Raw genomic sequence first — 20805 nt, 5'->3', positions numbered from 1 at the left:
CGCCCGCCGGCCGCCGCGCCCGCCCTGGAGACCGCCGAGGCCCTCGCCCCCCGCCCGTACGGCACCGCGGACGGCCGGGACTGGCTGGGCCGGGGCGCGCTGTCCTTCCTCGCCGAGGCCTCCGACCTGCTCGCCGGACAGCTGGACGAGAGCCTGGTCACGGCCCTCACCGGCCAGCTGATCGTGCCCCGGCTGGCCGACTGGTGCGCGGTGTGGCTGGAGGACGAGGCGACCGTGCGCGGGGGCGACGGCAACGCGCCCGCCCGGGTCTGGCACGCCAGCGAGGACCGCGCCGAGGAGCTGGCCCGCGCCCTGGAGAAGGAACCGCCGTGCCCCCGGGACGGCCTCAGGTCCGGTCCCGAGCCCTACCCCTGGCCCGGTGACGCGCTCGGCCCGCGGGGCGCCCGCGGCACGGCGCTCGCGTACCGGCTGATCGCGGGCGGCCGTCCGCTGGGCACGCTGGTGATCGGGCGCTGCGGCGCCGAGCGCTTCCCGGACGAGGTCACCGGCCTGGTCGAGGACCTCGGCCGCCGGGTGGCCCTCGCCATCGGCGCGGCCCGCCAGTACGCCCGGCAGGCCACCATCAGCGCCGTCCTGCAGCGCGGCCTGCTGCCCGGCGCGGTCGCCGAGATCCCCGGGGTGAGCAGCGCGCTGGTCTACGAGCCCCGCGACCAGGGCGGCCCGAGCGGCGACTTCTACGACCTGTTCCCTGCGGGCGACGGCCGCTGGTGCTTCGCGGTGGGCGACGTGCAGGGCAAGGGCCCCGAGGCGGCGGTCGTGATCGGTCTCGCGCGCCCCTGGCTGCGACTGCTGGCCCGCGAGGGCTACCGGGTCGCCGACGTCCTCGACCGGCTCAACCAGCTCCTGCTGGACGACGCCACCGAGGCCGCCGACGCGGCCGCCCGCGCGCTCGTCGCCGCCGGCGGCCGTCCCGTGGCCGCCGGGGACGGCCCCCAGACCCGCTTCCTGTCGCTCCTCTACGGCGAGCTGACCCCGCACGACGGAGGCGTCCGCTGCACGCTCGCCTCCGCCGGGCACCCCCTGCCGCTGCTCCTGCGCCCCGACGGCGAGGTGCGCACCGCCGCCCGCCCGCAGACCCTGCTCGGCGTGGTGGAGGACGAGACGTACACCAGCGAGACCGTCGAGCTCGGGCCCGGCGACAGCCTGCTGTGCGTCACCGACGGTGTCACCGAGCGCCGCTCCGGCTCCCGCCAGTTCGACGACGGCGACGGGCTGGCCCGGGCCCTGTCCGGCTGCGCGGGGCTGAGCGCCGAGCTGATCGCCGAAAGGATCCGCCGCCTGGTGCACGAGTTCGGCGGCGGCCTGCCCGAGGACGATCTGGCCCTGCTGGTGCTCCAGGCCGGGTGACCGCCGCCGTACGGGACAATGGGGGACATGCCTTCCGCACTTCCCGACGGCGAGCCCGTCCCCGCCGACGGCGCGCTGCCCGCCGCCGCGCTCGCCGGGGCCGCCGAGCGTCCCCTCGGCTTCTACCTGCACGTCCCGTACTGCGCCACCCGCTGCGGCTACTGCGACTTCAACACGTACACCGCCTCCGAGCTGCGCGGCACGGGCGGGGTGCTGGCGTCCCGGGACAACTACGCGGACACCCTGACCGACGAGGTCCGGCTCGCGCGCAAGGTCCTCGGCGACGACCCGCGCGAGGTCCGCACGGTCTTCGTCGGCGGCGGCACGCCGACGCTGCTGGCCGCCGACGACCTCGTCCGGATGCTGGCCGCCGTGCGCGACGAGTTCGGCCTGGCGCCGGACGCCGAGATCACCACGGAGGCGAACCCGGAGTCGGTGGACCCGGCCTACCTCGCCACCCTGCGGGAGGGCGGTTTCAACCGGATCTCCTTCGGCATGCAGAGCGCGCGGCGGCACGTGCTGAGCGTCCTGGACCGCACCCACACCCCGGGCCGCCCCGAGGCGTGCGTGGCGGAGGCGAGGGCGGCGGGCTTCGAGCACGTCAACCTCGACCTGATCTACGGCACCCCCGGCGAGTCCGACGACGACTGGCGGGCGTCCCTGGAGGCGGCCATCGGCGCCGGCCCCGACCACGTCAGCGCCTACGCCCTCATCGTCGAGGAGGGCACCCAGCTCGCCCGCCGCATCCGCCGGGGCGAGGTCCCGATGACGGACGACGACGTGCACGCCGACCGCTACCTGATCGCCGAGGAGACCCTGTCGGCGGCGGGCTTCGACTGGTACGAGGTCTCCAACTGGGCCACCTCCGAGGCCGGGCGCTGCCTGCACAACGAGCTGTACTGGCGGGGCGCGGACTGGTGGGGCGCGGGCCCCGGCGCCCACTCGCACGTGGGCGGCGTGCGCTGGTGGAACGTCAAGCACCCGGGCGCCTACGCGGCGGCCCTGGCGTCGGGCCGCTCCCCGGGCGCGGGCCGCGAACTGCTCTCCGACGAGGACCGCCGGGTCGAACGGATCCTTCTGGAACTGCGCCTGAGCGAGGGCGTCCCGCTCTCCCTGCTCAAGGAGGCCGGCCTCGCGGCCGCCCGCCGCGCCCTGACCGACGGCCTCCTCCAGCGGACCCCCTACACCGAGGGCCGCGCCGCCCTGACCCTGCGCGGCCGCCTGCTGGCGGACGCGGTGGTGCGGGACCTGGTGGACTGACCGGCCGGGCACCTACAGGGGCGTCAAGCCCCACCGCCGGCCGTGACGAAGTCGATCAGTTCCTCCACTCGGCCCAGCAGTTCCGGCTCCAGGTCCTTGTAGGAGCGCACCCCGGACAGGATGCGCTGCCAGGCCGCGCCCGTGTTCTCGGGCCAGCCCAGGGCCCGGCACACGCCCGTCTTCCAGTCCTGGCCGCGGGGCACCCGGGGCCAGTCGGGGATGCCCACGGAGGACGGCTTCACGGCCTCCCAGACGTCGATGTACGGGTGGCCGACCACCAGCGCGTGCTCGCTCGTCACGGCCTCGGCGATCCGCCACTCCTTGGTGCCCGGCACCAGGTGGTCCACCAGCACGCCGAGCCGGGCGTCGGGCCCGGGCGCGAACTCCGCCACGACCGCCGGCAGGTCGTCCACGCCCTCCAGGTACTCCACGACCACGCCCTCGATGCGCAGGTCGTCGCCCCACACCTTCTCCACCAGCTCGGCGTCGTGCCGGCCCTCGACGTAGATGCGGCCGGCGCGGGCCACCCGGGCCCGGGCCCCGGGGACGGCCACCGAACCGGACGCCGTCCGGGTGGGCCGCGGGGGAGCGGCGGCCGGCCGTACGAGGGTGACCGCCCGGCCCTCCAGCAGGAAGCCGCGCGGCTCCAGCGGGAACACCCGGTGCTTGCCGAAGCGGTCCGCCAGCGTCACCGTGCCCGCCTCGCAGCGGATCACCGCGCCGCAGAACCCGGTACCCGCCTCCTCCACCACCAGACCCGGCTCCGCCGCGACCTCCGGGACGGGCTTCGGCTTCTTCCACGGCGGGGTCAGGTCGGCGGAGTACTGGCGCATTCGAGTGACGATAGGAGAAGCCGCCGCCCGGGGCTCACGACACGCCGAAACGCGCCGCCAGCTCGTCGCGTTGCCGCCGCACGAACCCGGCGTCCACCACCGCACCGTGACCGGGCACGTACAGCGCGTCCTCGCCGCCCAGCGCCAGCAGCCGGTCGAGCGCGGCCGGCCACCGCGACGGCACGGCGTCCGGGCCCGCCTGCGGCGTGCCGGACTCCTCGACCAGGTCGCCGCAGAACACCACCTCGGGGGAGCCGGGTACCAGCACCGCCAGGTCGTGCGCGGTGTGCCCGGGCCCCACGTTGGCCAGCAGCGCCTGCCGGCCGTCCCCGAGGTCCAGCGTCAGCTCGCCGGAGACCGGATGCCGGGGCGCCCCGGCCGCCAGCGTGTCCACCGCCTCCTCCGCGTCCGCCGCCGGCAGGCCGTTGCGGACCGCGTCCAGGCGCAGTTCCTCGCGTCCGCCGGTGAACACCGCCTCCGCCCCCACCGCCGCGTACACCTCGGCCCCGGCGAACGCGGCCGTGCCGAAGACGTGGTCGAAGTGGGGATGGGTCAGCGCGAGATGGGTCACACGGCGGCCCGCCAGCCGCTCGGCGCACTCCCGCAGCCGGGCGCCCTCGGCCAGGCTCGCCCCGGCGTCCACCACCAGCGCCGTGCCGTGCCCGATCACCAGGCCCGCGGTGCAGTCCCAGCCGGGCAGCCGGCACCTGCCGATCCCGTCGGCCAGCCGCTCCCACCCCAGCTCTTCCCAAGTCACCGTCATACCGCGACGCTAGCGGTACGACCCCGTACGGCAGGACCGACCTTGCCCAGTGAGTACCCCACGGCCGTACACTGGGCCGGGGAACGCTGGCACTCGGACACGCAGAGTGCCAGGTGGACCACTCGAAGGTCCCAGGGGACGACATGCTGGAGGTGCGCGCGGATGCTGAGTGAACGCAGGCTTCAGGTGCTGCGCGCCATCGTCCAGGACTACGTGGGCACCGAGGAGCCGGTGGGCTCCAAGGCGCTCACCGAACGGCACAACCTCGGCGTCTCCCCGGCGACGGTGCGCAACGACATGGCGGCCCTGGAGGACGAGGGCTTCATCGCACAGCCGCACACCAGCGCCGGGCGCATCCCCACCGACAAGGGCTACCGGTTGTTCGTGGACAAGCTCGCGGGTGTCAAGCCGATGACCGGGCCCGAGCGCCGGGCCATCCAGAACTTCCTCGAGGGCGCCGTCGACCTCGACGACGTCGTGGCCCGCACGGTGCGCCTGCTCGCGCAGCTCACCCGGCAGGTCGCCGTCGTGCAGTACCCGTCCCTGACCCGGTCCACCGTCCGGCACGTGGAGCTGCTCTCGCTCGCGCCCGCGCGGGTGATGCTCGTGCTGATCACGGACACCGGCCGGGTCGAGCAGCGGATGGTCGACTGCCCGGCGCCCTTCGGCGAGGCATCCCTGGCCGACCTCAGGGCCCGGCTGAACAGCCGGGTCGCCGGCCGCCGGTTCAGCGATGTGCCGCACCTGGTCGAGGACCTGCCCGAGGGCTTCGAGGCCGAGGATCGCGGTACGGTCTCCACCGTGCTCTCCACCCTGCTGGAGACACTGGTGGAGGAGAACGAGGAGCGGTTGATGATCGGCGGCACCGCCAATCTCACCCGTTTCGGACATGATTTCCCCCTCACGATCCGGCCCGTGCTGGAGGCTCTTGAGGAGCAGGTCGTGCTCCTCAAGCTCCTGGGCGAGGCGAAGGATCCGGGCGTGATGGTGCGCATCGGGCACGAGAACGCCCATGAGGGACTCAACTCCACCTCCGTGGTGTCGGTCGGCTACGGTTCGGGCGGCGAGGCGGTTGCCAAGCTCGGCGTGGTCGGACCGACCCGCATGGACTATCCGGGAACGATGGGAGCGGTACGCGCAGTGGCACGGTACGTCGGACAGATCCTGGCGGAGTCGTAAGTGGCCACGGACTACTACGCCGTTCTCGGCGTGCGCCGCGACGCGTCGCAGGATGAGATCAAGAAGGCGTTCCGTCGGCTCGCGCGCGAGCTGCACCCGGACGTCAACCCCGATCCGAAGACCCAGGAGCGGTTCAAGGAGATCAACGCCGCCTACGAGGTGCTGTCGGACCCGCAGAAGAAGCAGGTCTACGACCTCGGCGGCGACCCGCTCTCCCAGGCGGGCGGCGCGGGCGCGGGCGGCTTCGGCGCCGGCGGCTTCGGCAACTTCTCCGACATCATGGACGCGTTCTTCGGCACGGCGTCGCAGCGCGGGCCGCGCTCGCGCACCCGACGCGGCCAGGACGCGATGATCCGCATCGAGGTCGAGCTGGACGAGGCGGCCTTCGGGACGACCAAGGACATCCAGGTCGACACCGCGATCGTCTGCAACACCTGCAACGGCGAGGGCGCGGCGCCCGGCACCAGCGCCCAGACGTGTGACATGTGCCGCGGCCGCGGCGAGGTCTCCCAGGTGACCCGGTCCTTCCTGGGCCAGGTCATGACCTCCCGCCCCTGCCCCCAGTGCCAGGGCTTCGGCACGGTCGTGCCGACCCCGTGCCCGGAGTGCGCGGGCGACGGCCGGATCCGCTCCCGCCGCACCCTGACGGTGAAGATCCCGGCCGGTGTCGACAACGGCACCCGGATCCAGCTCGCCGGCGAGGGCGAGGTCGGCCCCGGCGGCGGTCCGGCCGGCGACCTCTACGTCGAGATCCACGAGCTGCCGCACTCGACCTTCCAGCGGCGCGGCGACGACCTGCACTGCACGGTCACCATCCCGATGACCGCGGCGGCCCTCGGCACCAAGGTGCCGCTGGAGACCCTGGACGGGATGGAGGAGGTCGACATCCGGCCCGGCACCCAGTCCGGCCAGTCGATCCCGCTGCACAACCGGGGCGTCACGCACCTGCGCGGCGGCGGCCGGGGCGACCTGATCGTGCACGTCGAGGTCACCACGCCGACCAAGCTCGACCCCGAGCAGGAGCGGCTGCTGCGCGAGCTGGCGAAGCTGCGCGGCGAGGAGCGGCCCCAGGGCCAGTTCCAGCCGGGCCAGCAGGGCCTGTTCTCGCGGCTGAAGGACGCCTTCAACGGGCGCTGACGCCGGCCGGCAGGGCGGTCCGGACCCGGTCCGGACCGCCGCTCCGGCGGCGGCCGGAACCGCGGCCCGCGGCGGTGCGCGGGGGGCGTTCGGACACCCTGTGTCACTGGCCTATGCCGCCGGACGCCCGGATTCGGACTTGTTTCGAGGACGTGACAACATGCGGTCATGTCCTCCGCACTGACCGATCTCTTTCCACTTCCGATCGTGCAGGCCCCCATGGCGGGCGGTGTCTCCGTCCCGCAGCTCGCGGCCGCCGTGTCCGAGGCGGGCGGTCTCGGCTTCCTCGCCGCCGGGTACAAGACCGCCGACGGCATGTACCAGGAGATCAAGCAGCTGCGAGGGCTCACGGCCCGCCCGTTCGGCGTGAACCTCTTCATGCCCCAGCCCGAGTACGCGGAGTCGGGCGCGGTGGAGGTCTACGCGCACCAGCTGGCCGGCGAGGCCGCCTGGTACGAGACCGAGCTCGGCGACCCAGACAGCGGACGCGACGACGGCTACGACGCCAAGCTCGCCGTCCTCCTCGACAACCCGGTCCCGGTGGTCTCCTTCCACTTCGGCGTGCCGGGCCGGGACGTCCTCGACTCGCTGCGCCGGGCCGGAACCCTCACCCTGGTCACCGCCACCACCGCCGAGGAGGCCCTCGCCGTCGAGCGGGCCGGTGCGGACGCGGTGATCGCGCAGGGCGTGGAGGCCGGCGGCCACCAGGGCACCCACCGGGACCTCGCGGAGAACGACGGCTCCGGCATCGGGCTGCTCTCGCTGGTCGCGCAGATCCGCGAGACCGTGCGCGTCCCGATCGTCGCCGCCGGCGGCATCATGCGCGGCGCCCAGATCGCCGCCGTCATCGCCGCGGGCGCGAGCGCGGCCCAGCTCGGCACCGCGTTCGTCGCCACCCACGAGTCCGGCGCACCCGCCCCGCACAAGCAGGCGCTGACCAACCCGCTGTTCGCGCGCACCGAGCTGACCCGGGCCTTCTCCGGCCGCCCGGCGCGCGCCCTGGTCAACCGCTTCCTGCGCGAGCACGGCCCGTACGCCCCCGCCGCGTACCCCGAGGTCCACCACCTGACCTCGCCGCTGCGCAAGGCCGCCGCCAAGGCCGGAGACGCCCAGGGCATGGCGCTGTGGGCCGGCCAGGGCCACCGGATGGCCCGCGAGCTGCCCGCCGGGGAACTGGTGCGGGTGCTGGCGGCCGAACTCACCGCGGCCCGGACAGCGTTGTCGGGCCCGGCCGGCACGGGAGGTGAGGGGCGATGACCGCACCGGTCTTCGTCGTCGAGCACTTCGACGCGGACGGTCACCGCTACGTCCTGGACGGCCCCGAAGGCCGCCACGCGGTCTCGGTCAAGCGGCTCCAGCCGGGCGAGGAGGTCGTCCTCACCGACGGCGCCGGACGTCACGCCGTGTGCGAGGTGATCGCCACCGAGGGCAAGGACCGGCTGATCGTCCGCCTGGGCACCGTCGCCGAGGAGCCGGAGCCCGCACCGCGCATCACCGTCGTGCAGGCCCTGCCCAAGGGCGACCGCGGCGAGGTCGCCGTCGAGACCATGACCGAGGTCGGCGTCGACGCCGTCGTGCCCTGGCAGGCGGCCCGCTGCATCACCCAGTGGCGGGGCGAGCGCGGGCTGAAGGCCCTCGGCAGGTGGCGGGCCACCGCCCGGGAGGCCGGCAAGCAGTCCCGCCGGGTCCGCTTCCCCGAGATCGCGGACGCGGCCACCACCAAGCAGGTCGCCGCGCTCCTCGCCGAGGCCGACTTCGCCGCCGTGCTGCACTCCGACTTCGAACACGGCAGCGCCCCGCTGGCCACCGCCGAACTCCCCGACCGGGGCGAGATCGTGCTGGTCGTCGGGCCCGAAGGCGGAGTCTCCCGCGACGAGTTGGCACTCTTCGAGGAGGCGGGCGCCCGCGCCTTCGTGCTCGGCCCCTCCGTCCTGCGCACATCCACCGCCGGCACCGCCGCCGCGGCCCTCCTCCTGGGCCGCACCGGCCGCTGGTCCTGACCCCCGAGGGACACGATGGAACTCGCCCAGATACGGCTCCTCGTCACCGACTTCCCGGCCTGCTACCACTTCTACGCCGAGGTCCTCGGCCTCACCCCGCAGTCCGGGGCGACCGAGGGCCCGTACGAGAAGTTCAGCCCGCACGCCGGCTCGGCCGGGATCGCGCTCCAGGACCGCGCCATGATGGGCGGCGTCCTCGCCGAACTGGGCGGCGCCGCCACGGGCCACCGCTCCCTGGTCGTCCTGCGCGTCGACGACCTCGACGCCTACTGCGCGGAGATCGGCTCCCGCGGCGCGACCGTCCTGCACGGGCCCGCCCCCATGACGGACCGCATGCGGGTGGCCCACCTCAAGGACCCGGAGGGGAACATGGTGGAACTCCAGGAGTGGCTTCTGCTGCGCACCTGACGATCGCCGGGAGCAGCGGCCAGCCGTCCACCTCGCCGCCGGCCGGCTCCCGCGCCCGCACCACGTCCACGAACGCCCGCACGACGGACGGCAGGTGCAGATTGGCCGCGTTCCCGTGCTCGTCGATCACGAGCCCGGAGTGGCTGTAGGCGTCGCTGCCCGCCACCCGTCCGGGCCCGCCCCGGAAGACCAGCCGGGCGGCGGGCCGGTCGGTCCGGCCGTCCCGGTACAGCACCAGCGTCTCCTGGCAGGGGCCGCCGTCCGGCCGGTGCCGGTGCCCGACCCGCCACCACCACACCTCCCCGCAAGGACCGGCCAGTCGTCTGAGTCTGCCTCTCCCGCCCATCGGGCCAGCCTACGGCGGCCCGGACACCACGGCGGTCCCGCGGGCCCCCGCCCGAACGGGTGAGTGGCCGTAAGCGGTCTTCCGCACCGCCCGCACCGGTGGCACGCTGCCCTTCATGGGGGCTTCGAGACGAATCGGACAGGGGCCACGAGCCACGCGCGCACTGGCCGTGGCGGGGCTCGCCGTGGTGACGGTGGGCGTGGTGACGGCATGTCAGCCGGGCGATCTCAGCTCGGCCGCGGTGGCGTACACCACCGACAAGACCGCCACCGACGAGCTCAAGCGGCGGCATGTGGACATCAGTTGGCTCACCTGCACGGGCAACTACGGCAAGGGCGGCTACACACCGGGGAAGTCCCCCTCGCCGACCGAGACCACCGTCGTCTCCGTCGACTGCCAGGGGCAGACCAAGGACGGCCGGAAGATCACCGTCACCGGCAAGGTGACGAAGGCCGTCGACGGCGCCTGCGTGCGCGGCGACCTGACCGCCCGGGTCGGCGGCCGGCAGGTGTTCCGGGTCAGCGGACTCGGCGACTGCGACGCCACGACGGGGCCGACGTACCGGCCGCCCGTCACCTACCGCCCCACCGGCGGGGAGCCCACCGTCACGGTCACCGTCACCCGGACCCTGTGGTGCAAGGGCGACCCGACCTGCTGGCCCGTGGAGGGAAAGTGATCCGAACCGGAGGCGGGCGCGCCGGCCGCTGCGTACAGTGACGGGGTGACTCAGAGCGCTCCGGCAGGTTCCTCCGGCTACCTCCGATTCCCCCACCTGAACGGCGACTTGGTGACCTTCACCGCCGAGGACGACGTATGGCTGGCCCCCCTGGACGGCGGCCGCGCCTGGCGGACCGGCGCCGACAACGTGCCGGTGAACCACCCCCGCATCTCGCCCGACGGCACCACCCTCGCCTGGACCTCGACCCGGGACGGCGCCCCCGAGGTGTACGTCGCCCCGGTCGACGGCGGGCCGTCCAGGCGGCTGACCCACTGGGGGAGCCTCAAGACCCAGGTCCGCGGCTGGACCCCGGACGGCGAGGTCCTCGCGCTCAGCACCCAGGGCCAGGCGAGCCTGCGCCGCACCTGGGCGCGGGCCGTTCCGCTGGACGGCGGACCGGCCACCACCCTTCCCTTCGGACCGGTCGGCGACATCGCCCACGGTCCGCACACGGTACTGCTGTCCGCCCCGATGGGCCGCGAGGCCGCCTGGTGGAAGCGCTACCGGGGCGGCACCGCGGGCAAGCTGTGGATCGACCGCGGCGCCGGCGACGCGCAGGCCGCCGGTGAGTTCGTCCGGCTGCACGAGGACCTGGACGGCAACATCGAGTACCCGCTGTGGGCCGGCGACCGGGTGGCGTTCCTCTCCGATCACGAGGGCACCGGGGCCCTCTACTCCTCCCTCGCCGACGGGTCCGACCTGCGGCGCCACACCCCTCTCGACGGCTTCTACGCCCGGCACGCCGCCACCGACGGCACCCGCGTCGTCTACTCCAGCGCGGGCGAGCTCTGGCTGCTCGACGACCTCGACGGCGCCACGCCGCGCCGCCTCGACATCCGGCTCGGCGGGCCGCGCGTCGACCTCCGGCCCTTCCAGGTGAACGCCTCCCGCTGGTTCGGGCACGCGACCCCCGACCACACCGCGCGCGGCAGCGCGGTCGCCGTCCGCGGCACCGTCCACTGGGTCACCCACCGCGCGGGCCCGGCCCGCGCGCTCGCCGCACAGCCCGGCGTGCGCGCCCGGCTCCCGCGCGCCTTCCGCGCCGACGGCGAGGAGTGGGCGGTGTGGGTGACCGACGCCGAGGGCGAGGACGCCCTGGAGTTCGCGCCCGCCACCGGTGTCGCCCCCGGCGCGACCCCGCGCCGGATCGCCGCCGGACAGCTCGGCCGGGTCCTGGAGCTGGCCGTGGCCCCCGACGGCAGCCGGGCCGCCGTGGCCGCGCACGACGGACGGCTGCTGCTGGTCGAGCGGGACAGCGGCGAGGTCCGCGAGGTCGACCGCAGCGACCACGGGGACGTCAGCGACCTCGCCTTCTCACCCGACTCAGGCTGGCTCGCCTGGTCCCACCCCGGCCCGCGCCCGCTGTGCCAGCTGCGCATCGCCAACACCACCGACCTGTCGGTCACCGAGGCGACCCCGCTGCGCTTCCAGGACTACGCGCCCGCCTTCACCCTGGACGGCAAGCACCTCGCCTTCCTCTCCAGCCGGTCCTTCGACCCGGTCTACGACGAGCACGTCTTCGACCTGGCCTTCGTCGAGGGCGCCCGGCCGCACCTGATCACCCTCGCCGCGACCACGCCCTCCCCGTTCGGCCCGCAGCGGCACGGCCGGCCCTTCGGCACCCCCGACAAGGACGAGACACCCGACAGCGAGGGCACCCCGGTCACCCGCGTCGACCTCGACGGCCTGGCCGACCGCATCGTGCCCTTCCCGGTCGAGGCCGCCCGCTACTCCAACCTGCGCGCCGCCAGGGACGGCCTGCTCTGGCTGCGCCACCCCGTGCGCGGAGTCCTCGGCGCCTCCCGGGCCACCCCGGACGCCCCCGACCCCAAGACCGAGCTGGAGCGCTACGACCTCGCCCAGCAGCGCCTGGAGCACCTCGCCGCCGACGCCGACCACTTCGAGGTCAGCGGCGACGGCAAGCGGGTGCTGCTGTGGGCCGACGGCCGGCTCAGGGTGGTGCCCGCCGACCGGCGGGCCTCCGACGACGAGGACCGCGACTCGAACGTCACCGTCGACCTGACCCGGGTCCGGCAGACCGTCGACCCCGCCGCCGAGTGGCGGCAGATGTTCGACGAGACCGGCCGCATCATGCGGGACAACTTCTGGCGCCCGGACATGGCCGGCGTCGACTGGGACGGCGTGCTCGACCGCTACCGGCCCGTCCTCGCCCGCCTCGCCACCCACGACGACCTGGTGGACCTGCTGTGGGAGGTGCAGGGCGAACTCGGCACCTCCCACGCCTACGTCACCCCGCGCGGCGGCCACGGCGGCGGGCCCCGCCAGGGCCTGCTCGGCGCCGACATCTCCCGCCACGAGGACGGCGGCTGGCGCGTCGACCGCGTCCTGCCCGCCGAGACCTCCGACCCGGACGCCCGCTCACCGCTCGCCGCCCCCGGTGTCGCCGTGCGCCCCGGCGACACGATCGTCGCCGTCGGCGGACAGCCCGTCGACCCGGTCACCGGTCCGGGACCGCTGCTGACCGGCACAGCCGGGAAACCGGTCGAGCTGACCGTCTCGCCCGCGGGCGGCGGCGACCCCCGGCACGTGGTCGTCGTCCCGCTCGCCGACGAGGAACCGCTGCGCTACCACGCCTGGGTCGCCGACCGCCGCGCGCACGTGCACGCCCGTTCCGGCGGCCGCCTCGGCTACCTCCACGTGCCCGACATGCAGGCGCCCGGCTGGGCCCAGATCCACCGCGACCTGCGCGTCGAGGTGGCCCGCGAGGGCCTCGTCGTCGACGTCCGGGAGAACCGCGGCGGCCACACCTCCCAGCTCGTCGTGGAGAAGCTGGCCCGGCGGATCGTCGGCTGGGACGTGCCCCGGGGCATGCGGGCCGAGAGCTATCCCCTGGACGCGCCGCGCGGCCCCGTGGTCGCCGTCGCCAACGAGTTCTCCGGGTCCGACGGCGACATCGTCAACGCGGCGATCCGCGCCCTCGGCATCGGCCCGGTCGTCGGTACCCGCACCTGGGGCGGCGTCATCGGCATCGACAGCCGCTACCGCCTGGTCGACGGCACCCTGATCACCCAGCCCAAGTACGCCTTCTGGCTGGAGGGTTACGGCTGGGGCGTGGAGAACCACGGCGTGGACCCGGACGTGGAGGTGGTCCAGCGCCCGCAGGACTGGGCGGCGGGCCGCGACGCCCAGCTCGACGCGGCGATCGCACTCGCGCTGGAGGCACTGCAGGAGCGGCCCGCCAAGACCCCGCCGGACCTGCCGGACCTGCCGTCCTGAGGGGACGGGCACCCGACCGACTACCATGCCCCCGTACTGATCACCAACGGCGAAAGCGAGCGCAGCGAATGGCGGGAGAGCCGCAGGACGACTGCCTGTTCTGCAAGATCGTCGCGGGTCACATCCCGGCGACCATCGTCCGCGAGACCGAGACCACCGTCGCCTTCCGTGACATAAACCCCCAGGCGCCGACCCACGTCCTGGTGATCCCCAAGGCGCACTACGAGAACGCGGCCGCGCTCGGCGCGGGCGCCCCGCAGCTCGCGGCCGACGTGCTCGCCGAGACGAAGGCCGTCGCCGACGAGGAGAAGCTGGACAGCTACCGCGTGGTCTTCAACACCGGCAGCGGCGCGGGCCAGACCGTCTGGCACGCCCACGCGCACGTCCTCGGGGGCCGCGGCCTGGAATGGCCGCCCGGATAACTCGCGATGTCAGTCCGTGAATTGGTGGTCCTGGGCACCGCCAGCCAGGTCCCGACCCGGCACCGCAACCACAACGGCTACCTGCTGCGCTGGGACGGTCAGGGCATCCTGTTCGACCCCGGCGAGGGCACACAGCGGCAGATGCTGCGCGCCGGGGTCGCCGCCCACGACCTCCACCGGATCTGCGTGACGCACTTCCACGGCGACCACTCCCTCGGCCTCGCCGGCGTCATCCAGCGGATCAACCTCGACCGGGTGCCGCACGAGATCAGCGCGCACTACCCGCTCTCGGGGCAGCGCTTCTTCGACCGGCTGCGGTACGCGACCGCCTACCGGGAGACCGTCCACCTCACCGAGGCGCCGGTCGCCGGGGACGGCAACCTCGCGGTGACCCCGTCGTACACCCTGGAGGCCCGCAGGCTGTCCCACCCCGTCGAGTCCTACGGCTACCGGCTGACCGAACCCGACGGGCGCCGCATGCTGCCCGACCGGCTCGCCGCGCACGGCATCACGGGCCCGGACGTCGGCCGTATCCAGCGCGAGGGCCGGCTCGGCGACGTGACGCTGGACGACGTCAGCGAGACGCGGCACGGGCAGCGGTTCGCGTTCGTCATGGACACCCGGCTGTGCGACGGGGTGCACGCCCTCGCCGAGGGCTGCGACCTGCTCGTCATCGAGTCCACCTTCCTCGACGAGGACATCGAACTGGCCGTCGACCACGGGCATCTGACGGCGGGCCAGGCGGCCGCCGTGGCCCGGGACGCGGGCGTGCGCCACCTCGTCCTCACCCACTTCAGTCAGCGCTACTCCGACCCCGGGGAGTTCGAGCGGCAGGCACGCGCCGCCGGGTACGAGGGCGAGCTGACCGTGGCGCACGACCTGCAGCGGGTGCCGCTCCCCAAACGCCGCTGAGGCGAAGCCGACGCGCCGGGTGAAGTCGCAGGTGGGAGCGCCGTACGATGCTCTGATGCCTCTCCCGAAAGCAGAACTGCACCTTCACATCGAAGGCACCTTGGAGCCCGAGCTGGCGTTCGAGCTGGCCGCACGCAACGGCGTCGAGCTGCCGTACGCCGACACCGACGACCTGAGCAAGGCGTACCGGTTCGAGGACCTCCAGTCCTTCCTGAACCTGTACTACGAGCTGATGGCCGTCCTGCGCACCGAGCGGGACTTCGAGGACCTGGCCGACGCCTACCTCGCCCGCGCCGCCGCGCAGGGCGTGCGGCACGCGGAGATCTTCTTCGACCCGCAGGCCCACCTCGCCCGGGGCGTCGCCATGGGCACCGTCGTGAACGGGCTGTGGCGCGCGCTCGGCCGCAGCGTGGAGACCCACGGCGTCTCCACGAGGCTCATCATGTGCTTCCTGCGCGACGAGTCCGCCGAGTCGGCGCTGGAGACCCTTCAGGCGGCCCGGCCGTACCTGGACCGGATCACCGGGGTCGGCCTTGACTCGGCCGAGGTCGGCCACCCGCCGGTGAAGTTCCGCGAGGTGTACGAGGCGGCCGCCGCACTCGGCCTGCGCCGGGTGGCGCACGCGGGCGAGGAGGGGCCGCCGGAGTACATCACCGAGGCCCTGGACGTGCTCGGCGTGGAGCGCGTCGACCACGGCCTGCGCTGCATGGAGGACCCGGCGCTGGTCGAGCGGCTGGTCCGGGAGCGCGTCCCGCTGACCCTGTGCCCGCTGTCCAACGTCCGGCTGCGCGCCGTGGACGTCCTCTCCGCGCACCCGCTGCCGGCCATGCTCGACGCCGGCCTGCTGTGCACGGTCAACTCCGACGACCCGGCCTACTTCGGCGGCTACGCGGACGACAACTTCGACGCGGTGCGCTCGGCGCTCGGCCTCTCCGAGGAGCGGCTGCGCGAGCTGGCCCGCAACTCCTTCCTCGCCTCCTTCCTGGAGGACGACGAGGAGCGGCGGGCCCGCTACATCGCCGAGGTGGAGGCGTACGAGTTCGGGTAGGCGGTGTCGTACGTCCGCCGGGCGGGCACGGCGGGGGTCTCCACCGCGATCTCCACCACGGGCAGCGACCGGCGGCCCGCGCGCAGCGCCACCACCGTCATCGGCACCGCCACCGCCAGCAGTCCGCAGGCCAGCATCGCGCCCATGGCCGGGAACCCGGCCCACGCGGCCAGCACGCTCCCGGCCAGCGGGCCCGCCGCCGTGCCCAGCGACCCCGCCGAGCCGACCAGCACCGCCCAGCGGACGCGCGGGTCGAGGGAGGCGGCCAGCCCGATGACGTACGACAGCACGACCGGGTAGAGCAGGTTCCAGGAGATCTCGCCCGCGGCGAAGGACGGCAGGTCGGTCGCCGACGCGCTGACCGCGACGCAGCCCGCGATGAGCGCCGTGCCCGCGCCGATCGGCACCGCCCGGCCGAGCCGGGGCCCGAGCGCCCCGGCGCCCACGACCCCGAGCAGCCCGGCGCCGAGCGCGGCCGCGAACACCGCGCCGACGGTGACCTCGCCGAGGTGCGCCTGGCCGAGACCGATGCGGCCGCTGACGCCCCACAGCGAGTTCTGCGCCAGGGACCAGCACGGCATCACGGCGGCCAGCAACAGCCCGGCCCGTGGGTGGGGGAGCCGCCCGCGCCCGTTGGCCGGGGTGCGGGCCGGGGCGGTGCGGGCGGACAGGCGGCCGGTGAGCGGCCACACCGCGGCCGCGGTGAGCGCGATCGCGGCGAGCGGCTGCCCGTGGCCCGGGCCGAGGTGCGGGATCGTCAGGTACAGGGCGCCGGCCAGCGCGGAGACCCCGAGCAGACCGAACGTGGTGACCCGGTGCGGGTCCCGCTGCGCGGCGATGCCGCAGGCGGCGACCGCCGTGGCCGTACCGGAGCCGAACCCGCCGACGACCGCGCCCGCCACGACGGCCGGCACCAGCCCGGTGAGCGCGGCCCCGCCGTAGCCGAGGACGGCGAGCGTGAGGCCGGACCGGGCGAGGGCGCGCGCGCCGATCCGTTCCACCCGGGAGGCCAGCAGGAAGCCGGCCGCCGCCGAACTCAGCAGCAGCGCACTGCCGATGGCGCCGGCCTCGGTGGTGGAGAGCGGGAGTCCGCTGTCGAGCCGGCCCACGGTGGTGGGCAGCAGATAGGGGGCGAGGTACCCGGCCGTGAACAGGGCGACGAGGGGCCAGGGCATGGAGCGGGGGGCGGACACGGGCGTTCCCAGGGCAGGCGAGAGCGACGGCTCGGAAGGAGCCGGCAGGAGGGGGGAGGGGCGACGGCCGTCGACGGACGGGAACGCGCGAGCAAGTTGTATCAAGCACGCGGTTCCGGAAGAAGCTCGGAGGGAGTGATCTGGATCACTCCTGCGTTTGCCTTCAATGAGTACGGGTAGGAGTCACTGCCCCCGCGGGTCTGTTGACCCGCACCCCGCCGGATGCGCTATGGTTGATCACGTCGCGGTCGCCGGTAACTCCCGGTGGCGGACGATGCGTTGGTGGTCCAAGGAAAGACGCCCCACTTCCTGTGGGGAGATGCAGGTGCAAGGCCTGCCCGGCGCTCCAGCAGAGCCCCATCCCGCTTGTGCGGGGTGGGGCTCTTTTTCGTCGCCCTCCATTGACGGTCGCGGGTCCGTGTATCTAGCCTCTTTCGCATCAGGCGTTCGCATACATAGACAACATTCATAAGGGGAGATGGTCAGGTGGCTGGCGACCCGAGTCCGCAGGACGTGGCGCGGCGACTGCGGGAGGGCATGGCGCACGGCGTGCTGTCCTTCCCGCTCACCGCCTTCCACGACGACGGCTCCCTCGACCCCGACGGCTTCCGCGCCCACGTCGCCGCCCGGCTCGCCGCCGCGCCCGGCGGGGTGTTCCCGGCCTGCGGCACCGGGGAGTTCTTCTCCCTGGACGAGGACGAGTACCGGCAAGTCGTCGCCATCACCGTCGAGGAGGCGGCCGGCCGGGTGCCGGTGGTGGCCGGGACCGGGTACGGCTGGGCCCAGGCCGCCCGGTTCGCGCGTATCGCCGAGGAGGCCGGCGCCGACGCCCTGCTCGTCCTGCCGCACTACCTCGTCGCCGCCCCGCAGGAGGGCCTGGCCGCCCAGCTCGAACAGCTCGCCGCCCGCACCCGGCTGCCGCTCGTCGCCTACCAGCGCGGCCAGGTCGCCTACACCGCGGCCACGGTCCGGCGCATCGCGCGCGTCCCGAACGTCATCGGCCTCAAGGACGGCCACAGCGACCTCGACCGCCTCCAGCGCCTCACCCTCGCCGCCCCCGAGGACTTCCTGTTCTTCAACGGCGCCGCCACCGCCGAGATCCAGGCCCGCGCCTACGCCACCGTCGGCGTCCCCGCCTACTCCTCGGCCGTCCACGCCTTCGCGCCCGAGATCGCCGGCGCCTTCTTCCGCGCGCTGCGCGCCGGCGACCACGACACCACCGGCAAGCTGCTGCGCGACTTCTACGTCCCCCTCGTCGAACTGCGCGACCGTGTACCGGGGTACGCGGTCTCCCTGGTGAAGGCGGCCGCCCGGCTGCGCGGCGAGCGGGTCGGGCCCGTCCGCGCCCCGCTCACCGACCCCTCGCCCGCCGACCTCGCCGAGCTGAAGGCCCTGCTCACCACCGGACTCGACCTCGTAGGAGCACTGCTGTGACCCGAGACCTGACCGTCGCCGAGGTACGGCTCACCCCGATCCTGGTCGCCGACCCGCCCCTGCTCAACACCCAGGGCGTCCACCAGCCGTACACCCCCCGGCTGATCGTTGAGGTCGTGACGGCCGACGGGACCACCGGGCTCGGCGAGACCTACGGCGACACCAAGTACCTGGAACTGGCCCGCCCGCTGGCCGAGCACCTCACCGGACGCCGGGTCACGGACATGAACGAGTTGTTCGCCCTAGACCTCGCCGTCGACGAGTCCCGGACCGGGGCCGCCGTGGACGCCGGCGGGCTGCGGGGCGTGCAGACCGCCGACAAGCTGCGGCTGTCCGTGCTCTCCGCCTTCGAGGTGGCCTGCCTGGACGCCCAGGGCAAGGCGTCCGGGCTGCCGGTGCACGCGCTGCTCGGCGGCAGGGTGCGCGACTCGGTCGAGTACAGCGCCTACCTCTTCTACAAGTGGGCCGCCCACCCGGAGGGCGTCGCCGCCGAGCCCGACGACTGGGGCGCCGCCCTCGACCCGGCCGGAGTAGTCGCCCAGGCGCGGCGGTTCACCGAGCGCCACGGCTTCACCTCCTTCAAGCTCAAGGGCGGCGTCTTCCCGCCCGAGGAGGAGATCGCCGCCGTCCGCGCCCTCGCCGAGGCGTTCCCCGGACATCCGCTGCGGCTCGACCCCAACGGGGCCTGGTCGGTGGAGACCGCCCTCAAGGTGGCCGGGGAACTCGGGGACGTCCTGGAGTACCTGGAGGACCCCACGCTGGGCACCCCGGCCATGGCCGAGGTCTCCGCCGCGACGGACGTGCCCCTCGCCACCAACATGTGCGTGACCACCTTCGGCGAGATCAGGGAGGCGTTCACCCGTGACGCCGTCCAGGTCGTGCTCTGCGACCACCACTACTGGGGCGGACTGCGCAACACCGGGCACCTCGCCGCGATCTGCGCCGCCTTCGGCGTCGGACTCTCCATGCACTCCAACACCCACCTCGGCATCAGCCTCGCCGCGATGACCCAGGTCGCCGCCACCGTGCCGGGCCTGCACCACGCCTGCGACTCCCACTACCCCTGGCAGACGGAGGACGTCCTCACCGAGCGGATCGCCTTCACCGGCGGCCGGGTCGCCGTCTCCGACGCGCCCGGGCTCGGCGTCGAGCTGGACCGGGACGAACTGGCCCGGCTGCACCGGCGGTGGGCCGAGGACGACGGCACCCTGCGCGACCGCGACGACGCCGCGGCGATGCGGGTGGCCGACCCCGGGTGGCGCACCCCCGCGATGCCCCGCTGGTAGTCCCGCCCCGGTGCGCGGGGACGGCGCGCGGGGAGCTGCGCCGGACGGGCGGTGGTGCACACTGGCCAGATCCGCACACGTCAGGGAGCGCACCGTGACCCCGTCCCACACGATCGCCGGAGAGGAACCGGAGCACCTCACACGGACCGCCCGCGGCCAGGTACAGGTCGATCCGCTGGCCGGGCTGCGCACGCCCGCCGATCCGCCCTGGGACGTCTACCTCACGGGCACGGTCTTCCTCGACATCATCTTCACCGGCCTGGACTCGGCGCCCGTGCGCGGCACCGAGTCCTGGGCCCGGGGCATGGGGTCGAGCCCGGGCGGGGTCGCCAACATGGCCGCCGCGCTGGCCCGTCTCGGCCTGCGGACGTCCCTCGCGGCCGCCTTCGGCGACGACCACTACGGCGAGTACTGCTGGGACGCGCTGCACCAGGGCGAGGGCATCGACCTCGGGCCCTCGCGGACGGTGCCCGGCTGGCACTCGCCGGTCACCGTCTCCATGGCCTACGAGGGCGAGCGCACCATGGTGTCCCACGGGCACGAGCCGCCGCCGGAGGAGACCGCCCCCGACTTCCCGCCCCGCGCGCGTGCCGCCGTCGCCTCGCTCACCCCCGGCCGGACCGCCCCCTGGATCGCCGAGGCCGCCCGCGCGGGCACCCGGATCTTCGCCGACGTCGGCTGGGACGACACGGGAGCCTGGGACCTGTCCGCGCTCACCGACCTGCGGCACTGCGAGGCGTTCCTGCCCAACGCGGCGGAGGCGATGCGGTACACGGGGGCCGACTGCCCGAGGGCGGCCGCGCACGCGCTGACCGAACACGTGCCGCTGGCGGTGGTGACCCTGGGCTCGGAGGGCGCGTACGCGGTCGACCGGCGCACCGGGGAGACCGCCGAGGTGCCCGCCATCGCGGTGGAGGCACTGGACCCGACCGGCGCGGGTGACGTGTTCGTGGCCGGTTTCGTCACCGGCACGCTGGCCGGCTGGCCGCTCGCCGACCGCCTCGCCTTCGCCGGCCTCACCGCGGCCCTGTCCGTCCAGGAGTTCGGCGGATCGCTCTCGGCGCCCGGGTGGTCGGAGGTCGGGGCCTGGTGGCGCAGGGTGCAGTCGGCGCCCGGCCAGGAACCGATGGCGCTGCGCAGGTTCGCGTTCCTCGACCGGCTGGTGCCCGAGGTGCTCGACCGGCCCTGGCCGCTGCGGCGGGCCGTGCCGACCATCGGGTTCCGCCGGTCCCGCTGAGACACCGGCCCGGGGCCGGTGCTG

At 74.4% G+C, this 20805-nt stretch carries 19 protein-coding genes; 15 read left to right on the top strand and 4 right to left on the bottom strand.

Translation table 11 applies throughout. From position 1 onward, the window contains the following. Together PV343_RS30570 and hemW are read left to right on the top strand one after the other, a co-directional pair. Window positions 1-1368, top strand: a 1368-nt coding sequence (locus PV343_RS30570; protein ID WP_319150282.1) for a SpoIIE family protein phosphatase, incomplete at its 5' end; no start/stop codon positions are given. A gap of 27 nt (window positions 1369-1395) precedes the next feature. Next, on the top strand, window positions 1396-2628 hold the full coding sequence (hemW, locus tag PV343_RS30565; RefSeq protein WP_319150281.1) for a radical SAM family heme chaperone HemW: 1233 nt from the start codon (window positions 1396-1398) through the stop codon (window positions 2626-2628). A gap of 23 nt (window positions 2629-2651) precedes the next feature. On the opposite strand, the gene PV343_RS30560 is transcribed toward hemW, so the two are convergent. Both PV343_RS30560 and PV343_RS30555 read right to left on the bottom strand, forming a co-directional pair. Next, window positions 2652-3461: a DUF3097 domain-containing protein gene (locus PV343_RS30560; protein WP_319150280.1), complete on the bottom strand. Its 810-nt coding sequence runs from the start codon at window positions 3459-3461 to the stop codon at window positions 2652-2654. A gap of 34 nt (window positions 3462-3495) precedes the next feature. Beyond that, on the bottom strand, window positions 3496-4224 hold the full coding sequence (locus PV343_RS30555) for an MBL fold metallo-hydrolase (protein WP_319150279.1): 729 nt from the start codon (window positions 4222-4224) through the stop codon (window positions 3496-3498). A gap of 162 nt (window positions 4225-4386) precedes the next feature. On the opposite strand from PV343_RS30555, the gene hrcA reads away from it, so the two are divergent. The 5 genes from hrcA to PV343_RS30530 all read left to right on the top strand — a co-directional run bounded on the left by hrcA (window position 4387) and on the right by PV343_RS30530 (window position 8948). Continuing rightward, complete coding sequence (hrcA, locus tag PV343_RS30550) at window positions 4387-5403, top strand: heat-inducible transcriptional repressor HrcA (protein ID WP_319150278.1); 1017 nt, start codon at window positions 4387-4389, stop codon at window positions 5401-5403. Continuing rightward, on the top strand, window positions 5404-6540 hold the full coding sequence (gene dnaJ, locus PV343_RS30545; protein WP_319150277.1) for a molecular chaperone DnaJ: 1137 nt from the start codon (window positions 5404-5406) through the stop codon (window positions 6538-6540). Window positions 6541-6708: 168 nt separating this feature from the next. After that, window positions 6709-7797 (top strand): nitronate monooxygenase, encoded by a 1089-nt coding sequence (locus PV343_RS30540; protein WP_319150276.1) that lies wholly within the window; start codon window positions 6709-6711, stop codon window positions 7795-7797. Further along, the gene (locus PV343_RS30535; RefSeq protein WP_319150275.1) at window positions 7794-8540 is read left to right on the top strand and encodes a 16S rRNA (uracil(1498)-N(3))-methyltransferase; all 747 of its coding nucleotides are present in this window, start codon (window positions 7794-7796) and stop codon (window positions 8538-8540) included. Before PV343_RS30540 ends, PV343_RS30535 begins: the two co-directional genes overlap by 4 nt. Before the next feature lie 15 nt (window positions 8541-8555). Next, complete coding sequence (locus PV343_RS30530) at window positions 8556-8948, top strand: VOC family protein (protein ID WP_319150274.1); 393 nt, start codon at window positions 8556-8558, stop codon at window positions 8946-8948. Here PV343_RS30530 and PV343_RS30525 read toward each other — a convergent pair. Beyond that, window positions 8890-9294 (bottom strand): hypothetical protein, encoded by a 405-nt coding sequence (locus PV343_RS30525; RefSeq protein WP_319150273.1) that lies wholly within the window; start codon window positions 9292-9294, stop codon window positions 8890-8892. The genes PV343_RS30530 and PV343_RS30525 overlap by 59 nt on opposite strands. Before the next feature lie 115 nt (window positions 9295-9409). Between PV343_RS30525 and PV343_RS30520 the strand changes: the two genes are divergently transcribed. From PV343_RS30520 to PV343_RS30500, 5 genes are all read left to right on the top strand, one after another. After that, complete coding sequence (locus PV343_RS30520) at window positions 9410-9970, top strand: hypothetical protein (RefSeq protein WP_319150272.1); 561 nt, start codon at window positions 9410-9412, stop codon at window positions 9968-9970. A 96-nt stretch (window positions 9971-10066) separates the two neighbouring features. Continuing rightward, a complete protein-coding gene (locus PV343_RS30515; protein WP_415923527.1) occupies window positions 10067-13249 on the top strand; it encodes a S41 family peptidase in 3183 nt (1060 codons plus the stop codon). Between the two features lie 68 nt (window positions 13250-13317). Next, the gene (locus tag PV343_RS30510) at window positions 13318-13671 is read left to right on the top strand and encodes a histidine triad nucleotide-binding protein (RefSeq protein WP_319150270.1); all 354 of its coding nucleotides are present in this window, start codon (window positions 13318-13320) and stop codon (window positions 13669-13671) included. A 6-nt stretch (window positions 13672-13677) separates the two neighbouring features. Further along, window positions 13678-14583, top strand: coding sequence for a ribonuclease Z (locus PV343_RS30505; RefSeq protein ID WP_319150269.1), 906 nt, complete (start codon window positions 13678-13680; stop codon window positions 14581-14583). Between the two features lie 55 nt (window positions 14584-14638). Next, entirely contained in the window at window positions 14639-15631 is a 993-nt protein-coding gene (locus PV343_RS30500; protein WP_319150268.1) for an adenosine deaminase, read from the top strand. Here the strand turns inward: PV343_RS30500 and PV343_RS30495 are convergent. Further along, on the bottom strand, window positions 15595-16824 hold the full coding sequence (locus PV343_RS30495) for an MFS transporter (protein WP_319150267.1): 1230 nt from the start codon (window positions 16822-16824) through the stop codon (window positions 15595-15597). The genes PV343_RS30500 and PV343_RS30495 overlap by 37 nt on opposite strands. Before the next feature lie 537 nt (window positions 16825-17361). On the opposite strand from PV343_RS30495, the gene PV343_RS30490 reads away from it, so the two are divergent. From PV343_RS30490 to PV343_RS30480, 3 genes are all read left to right on the top strand, one after another. Next, on the top strand, window positions 17362-18258 hold the full coding sequence (locus PV343_RS30490; protein ID WP_319150286.1) for a 5-dehydro-4-deoxyglucarate dehydratase: 897 nt from the start codon (window positions 17362-17364) through the stop codon (window positions 18256-18258). After that, complete coding sequence (locus tag PV343_RS30485) at window positions 18255-19544, top strand: glucarate dehydratase family protein (RefSeq protein WP_319150266.1); 1290 nt, start codon at window positions 18255-18257, stop codon at window positions 19542-19544. Before PV343_RS30490 ends, PV343_RS30485 begins: the two co-directional genes overlap by 4 nt. A gap of 112 nt (window positions 19545-19656) precedes the next feature. Continuing rightward, the gene (locus tag PV343_RS30480) at window positions 19657-20781 is read left to right on the top strand and encodes a carbohydrate kinase family protein (protein ID WP_319150285.1); all 1125 of its coding nucleotides are present in this window, start codon (window positions 19657-19659) and stop codon (window positions 20779-20781) included. Window positions 20782-20805 lie beyond the last annotated feature (24 nt).

This window comes from Streptomyces sp. WI03-4A, assembly GCF_033792105.1.
Taxonomy (GTDB): Bacteria; Actinomycetota; Actinomycetes; order Streptomycetales; family Streptomycetaceae; genus Streptomyces; species Streptomyces collinus_A.
Note: the sequence above shows the minus strand (reverse complement) of the source record. Positions and strands in the feature narration are given on the sequence as shown.

Coding starts and splice junctions, on each gene's coding strand:
- PV343_RS30520 (WP_319150272.1), top strand. CDS start 9,410: ATGGGGGCTTCGAGACGAATCGGACAGGGGCCACGAGCCACGCGCGCA.
- hemW (WP_319150281.1), top strand. CDS start 1,396: ATGCCTTCCGCACTTCCCGACGGCGAGCCCGTCCCCGCCGACGGCGCG.
- hrcA (WP_319150278.1), top strand. CDS start 4,387: ATGCTGAGTGAACGCAGGCTTCAGGTGCTGCGCGCCATCGTCCAGGAC.
- PV343_RS30530 (WP_319150274.1), top strand. CDS start 8,556: ATGGAACTCGCCCAGATACGGCTCCTCGTCACCGACTTCCCGGCCTGC.
- PV343_RS30500 (WP_319150268.1), top strand. CDS start 14,639: ATGCCTCTCCCGAAAGCAGAACTGCACCTTCACATCGAAGGCACCTTG.
- PV343_RS30540 (WP_319150276.1), top strand. CDS start 6,709: ATGTCCTCCGCACTGACCGATCTCTTTCCACTTCCGATCGTGCAGGCC.
- PV343_RS30505 (WP_319150269.1), top strand. CDS start 13,678: ATGTCAGTCCGTGAATTGGTGGTCCTGGGCACCGCCAGCCAGGTCCCG.
- PV343_RS30510 (WP_319150270.1), top strand. CDS start 13,318: ATGGCGGGAGAGCCGCAGGACGACTGCCTGTTCTGCAAGATCGTCGCG.
- PV343_RS30535 (WP_319150275.1), top strand. CDS start 7,794: ATGACCGCACCGGTCTTCGTCGTCGAGCACTTCGACGCGGACGGTCAC.
- PV343_RS30555 (WP_319150279.1), bottom strand. CDS start 4,224: ATGACGGTGACTTGGGAAGAGCTGGGGTGGGAGCGGCTGGCCGACGGG.
- PV343_RS30560 (WP_319150280.1), bottom strand. CDS start 3,461: ATGCGCCAGTACTCCGCCGACCTGACCCCGCCGTGGAAGAAGCCGAAG.
- PV343_RS30525 (WP_319150273.1), bottom strand. CDS start 9,294: ATGGGCGGGAGAGGCAGACTCAGACGACTGGCCGGTCCTTGCGGGGAG.
- PV343_RS30490 (WP_319150286.1), top strand. CDS start 17,362: ATGGCGCACGGCGTGCTGTCCTTCCCGCTCACCGCCTTCCACGACGAC.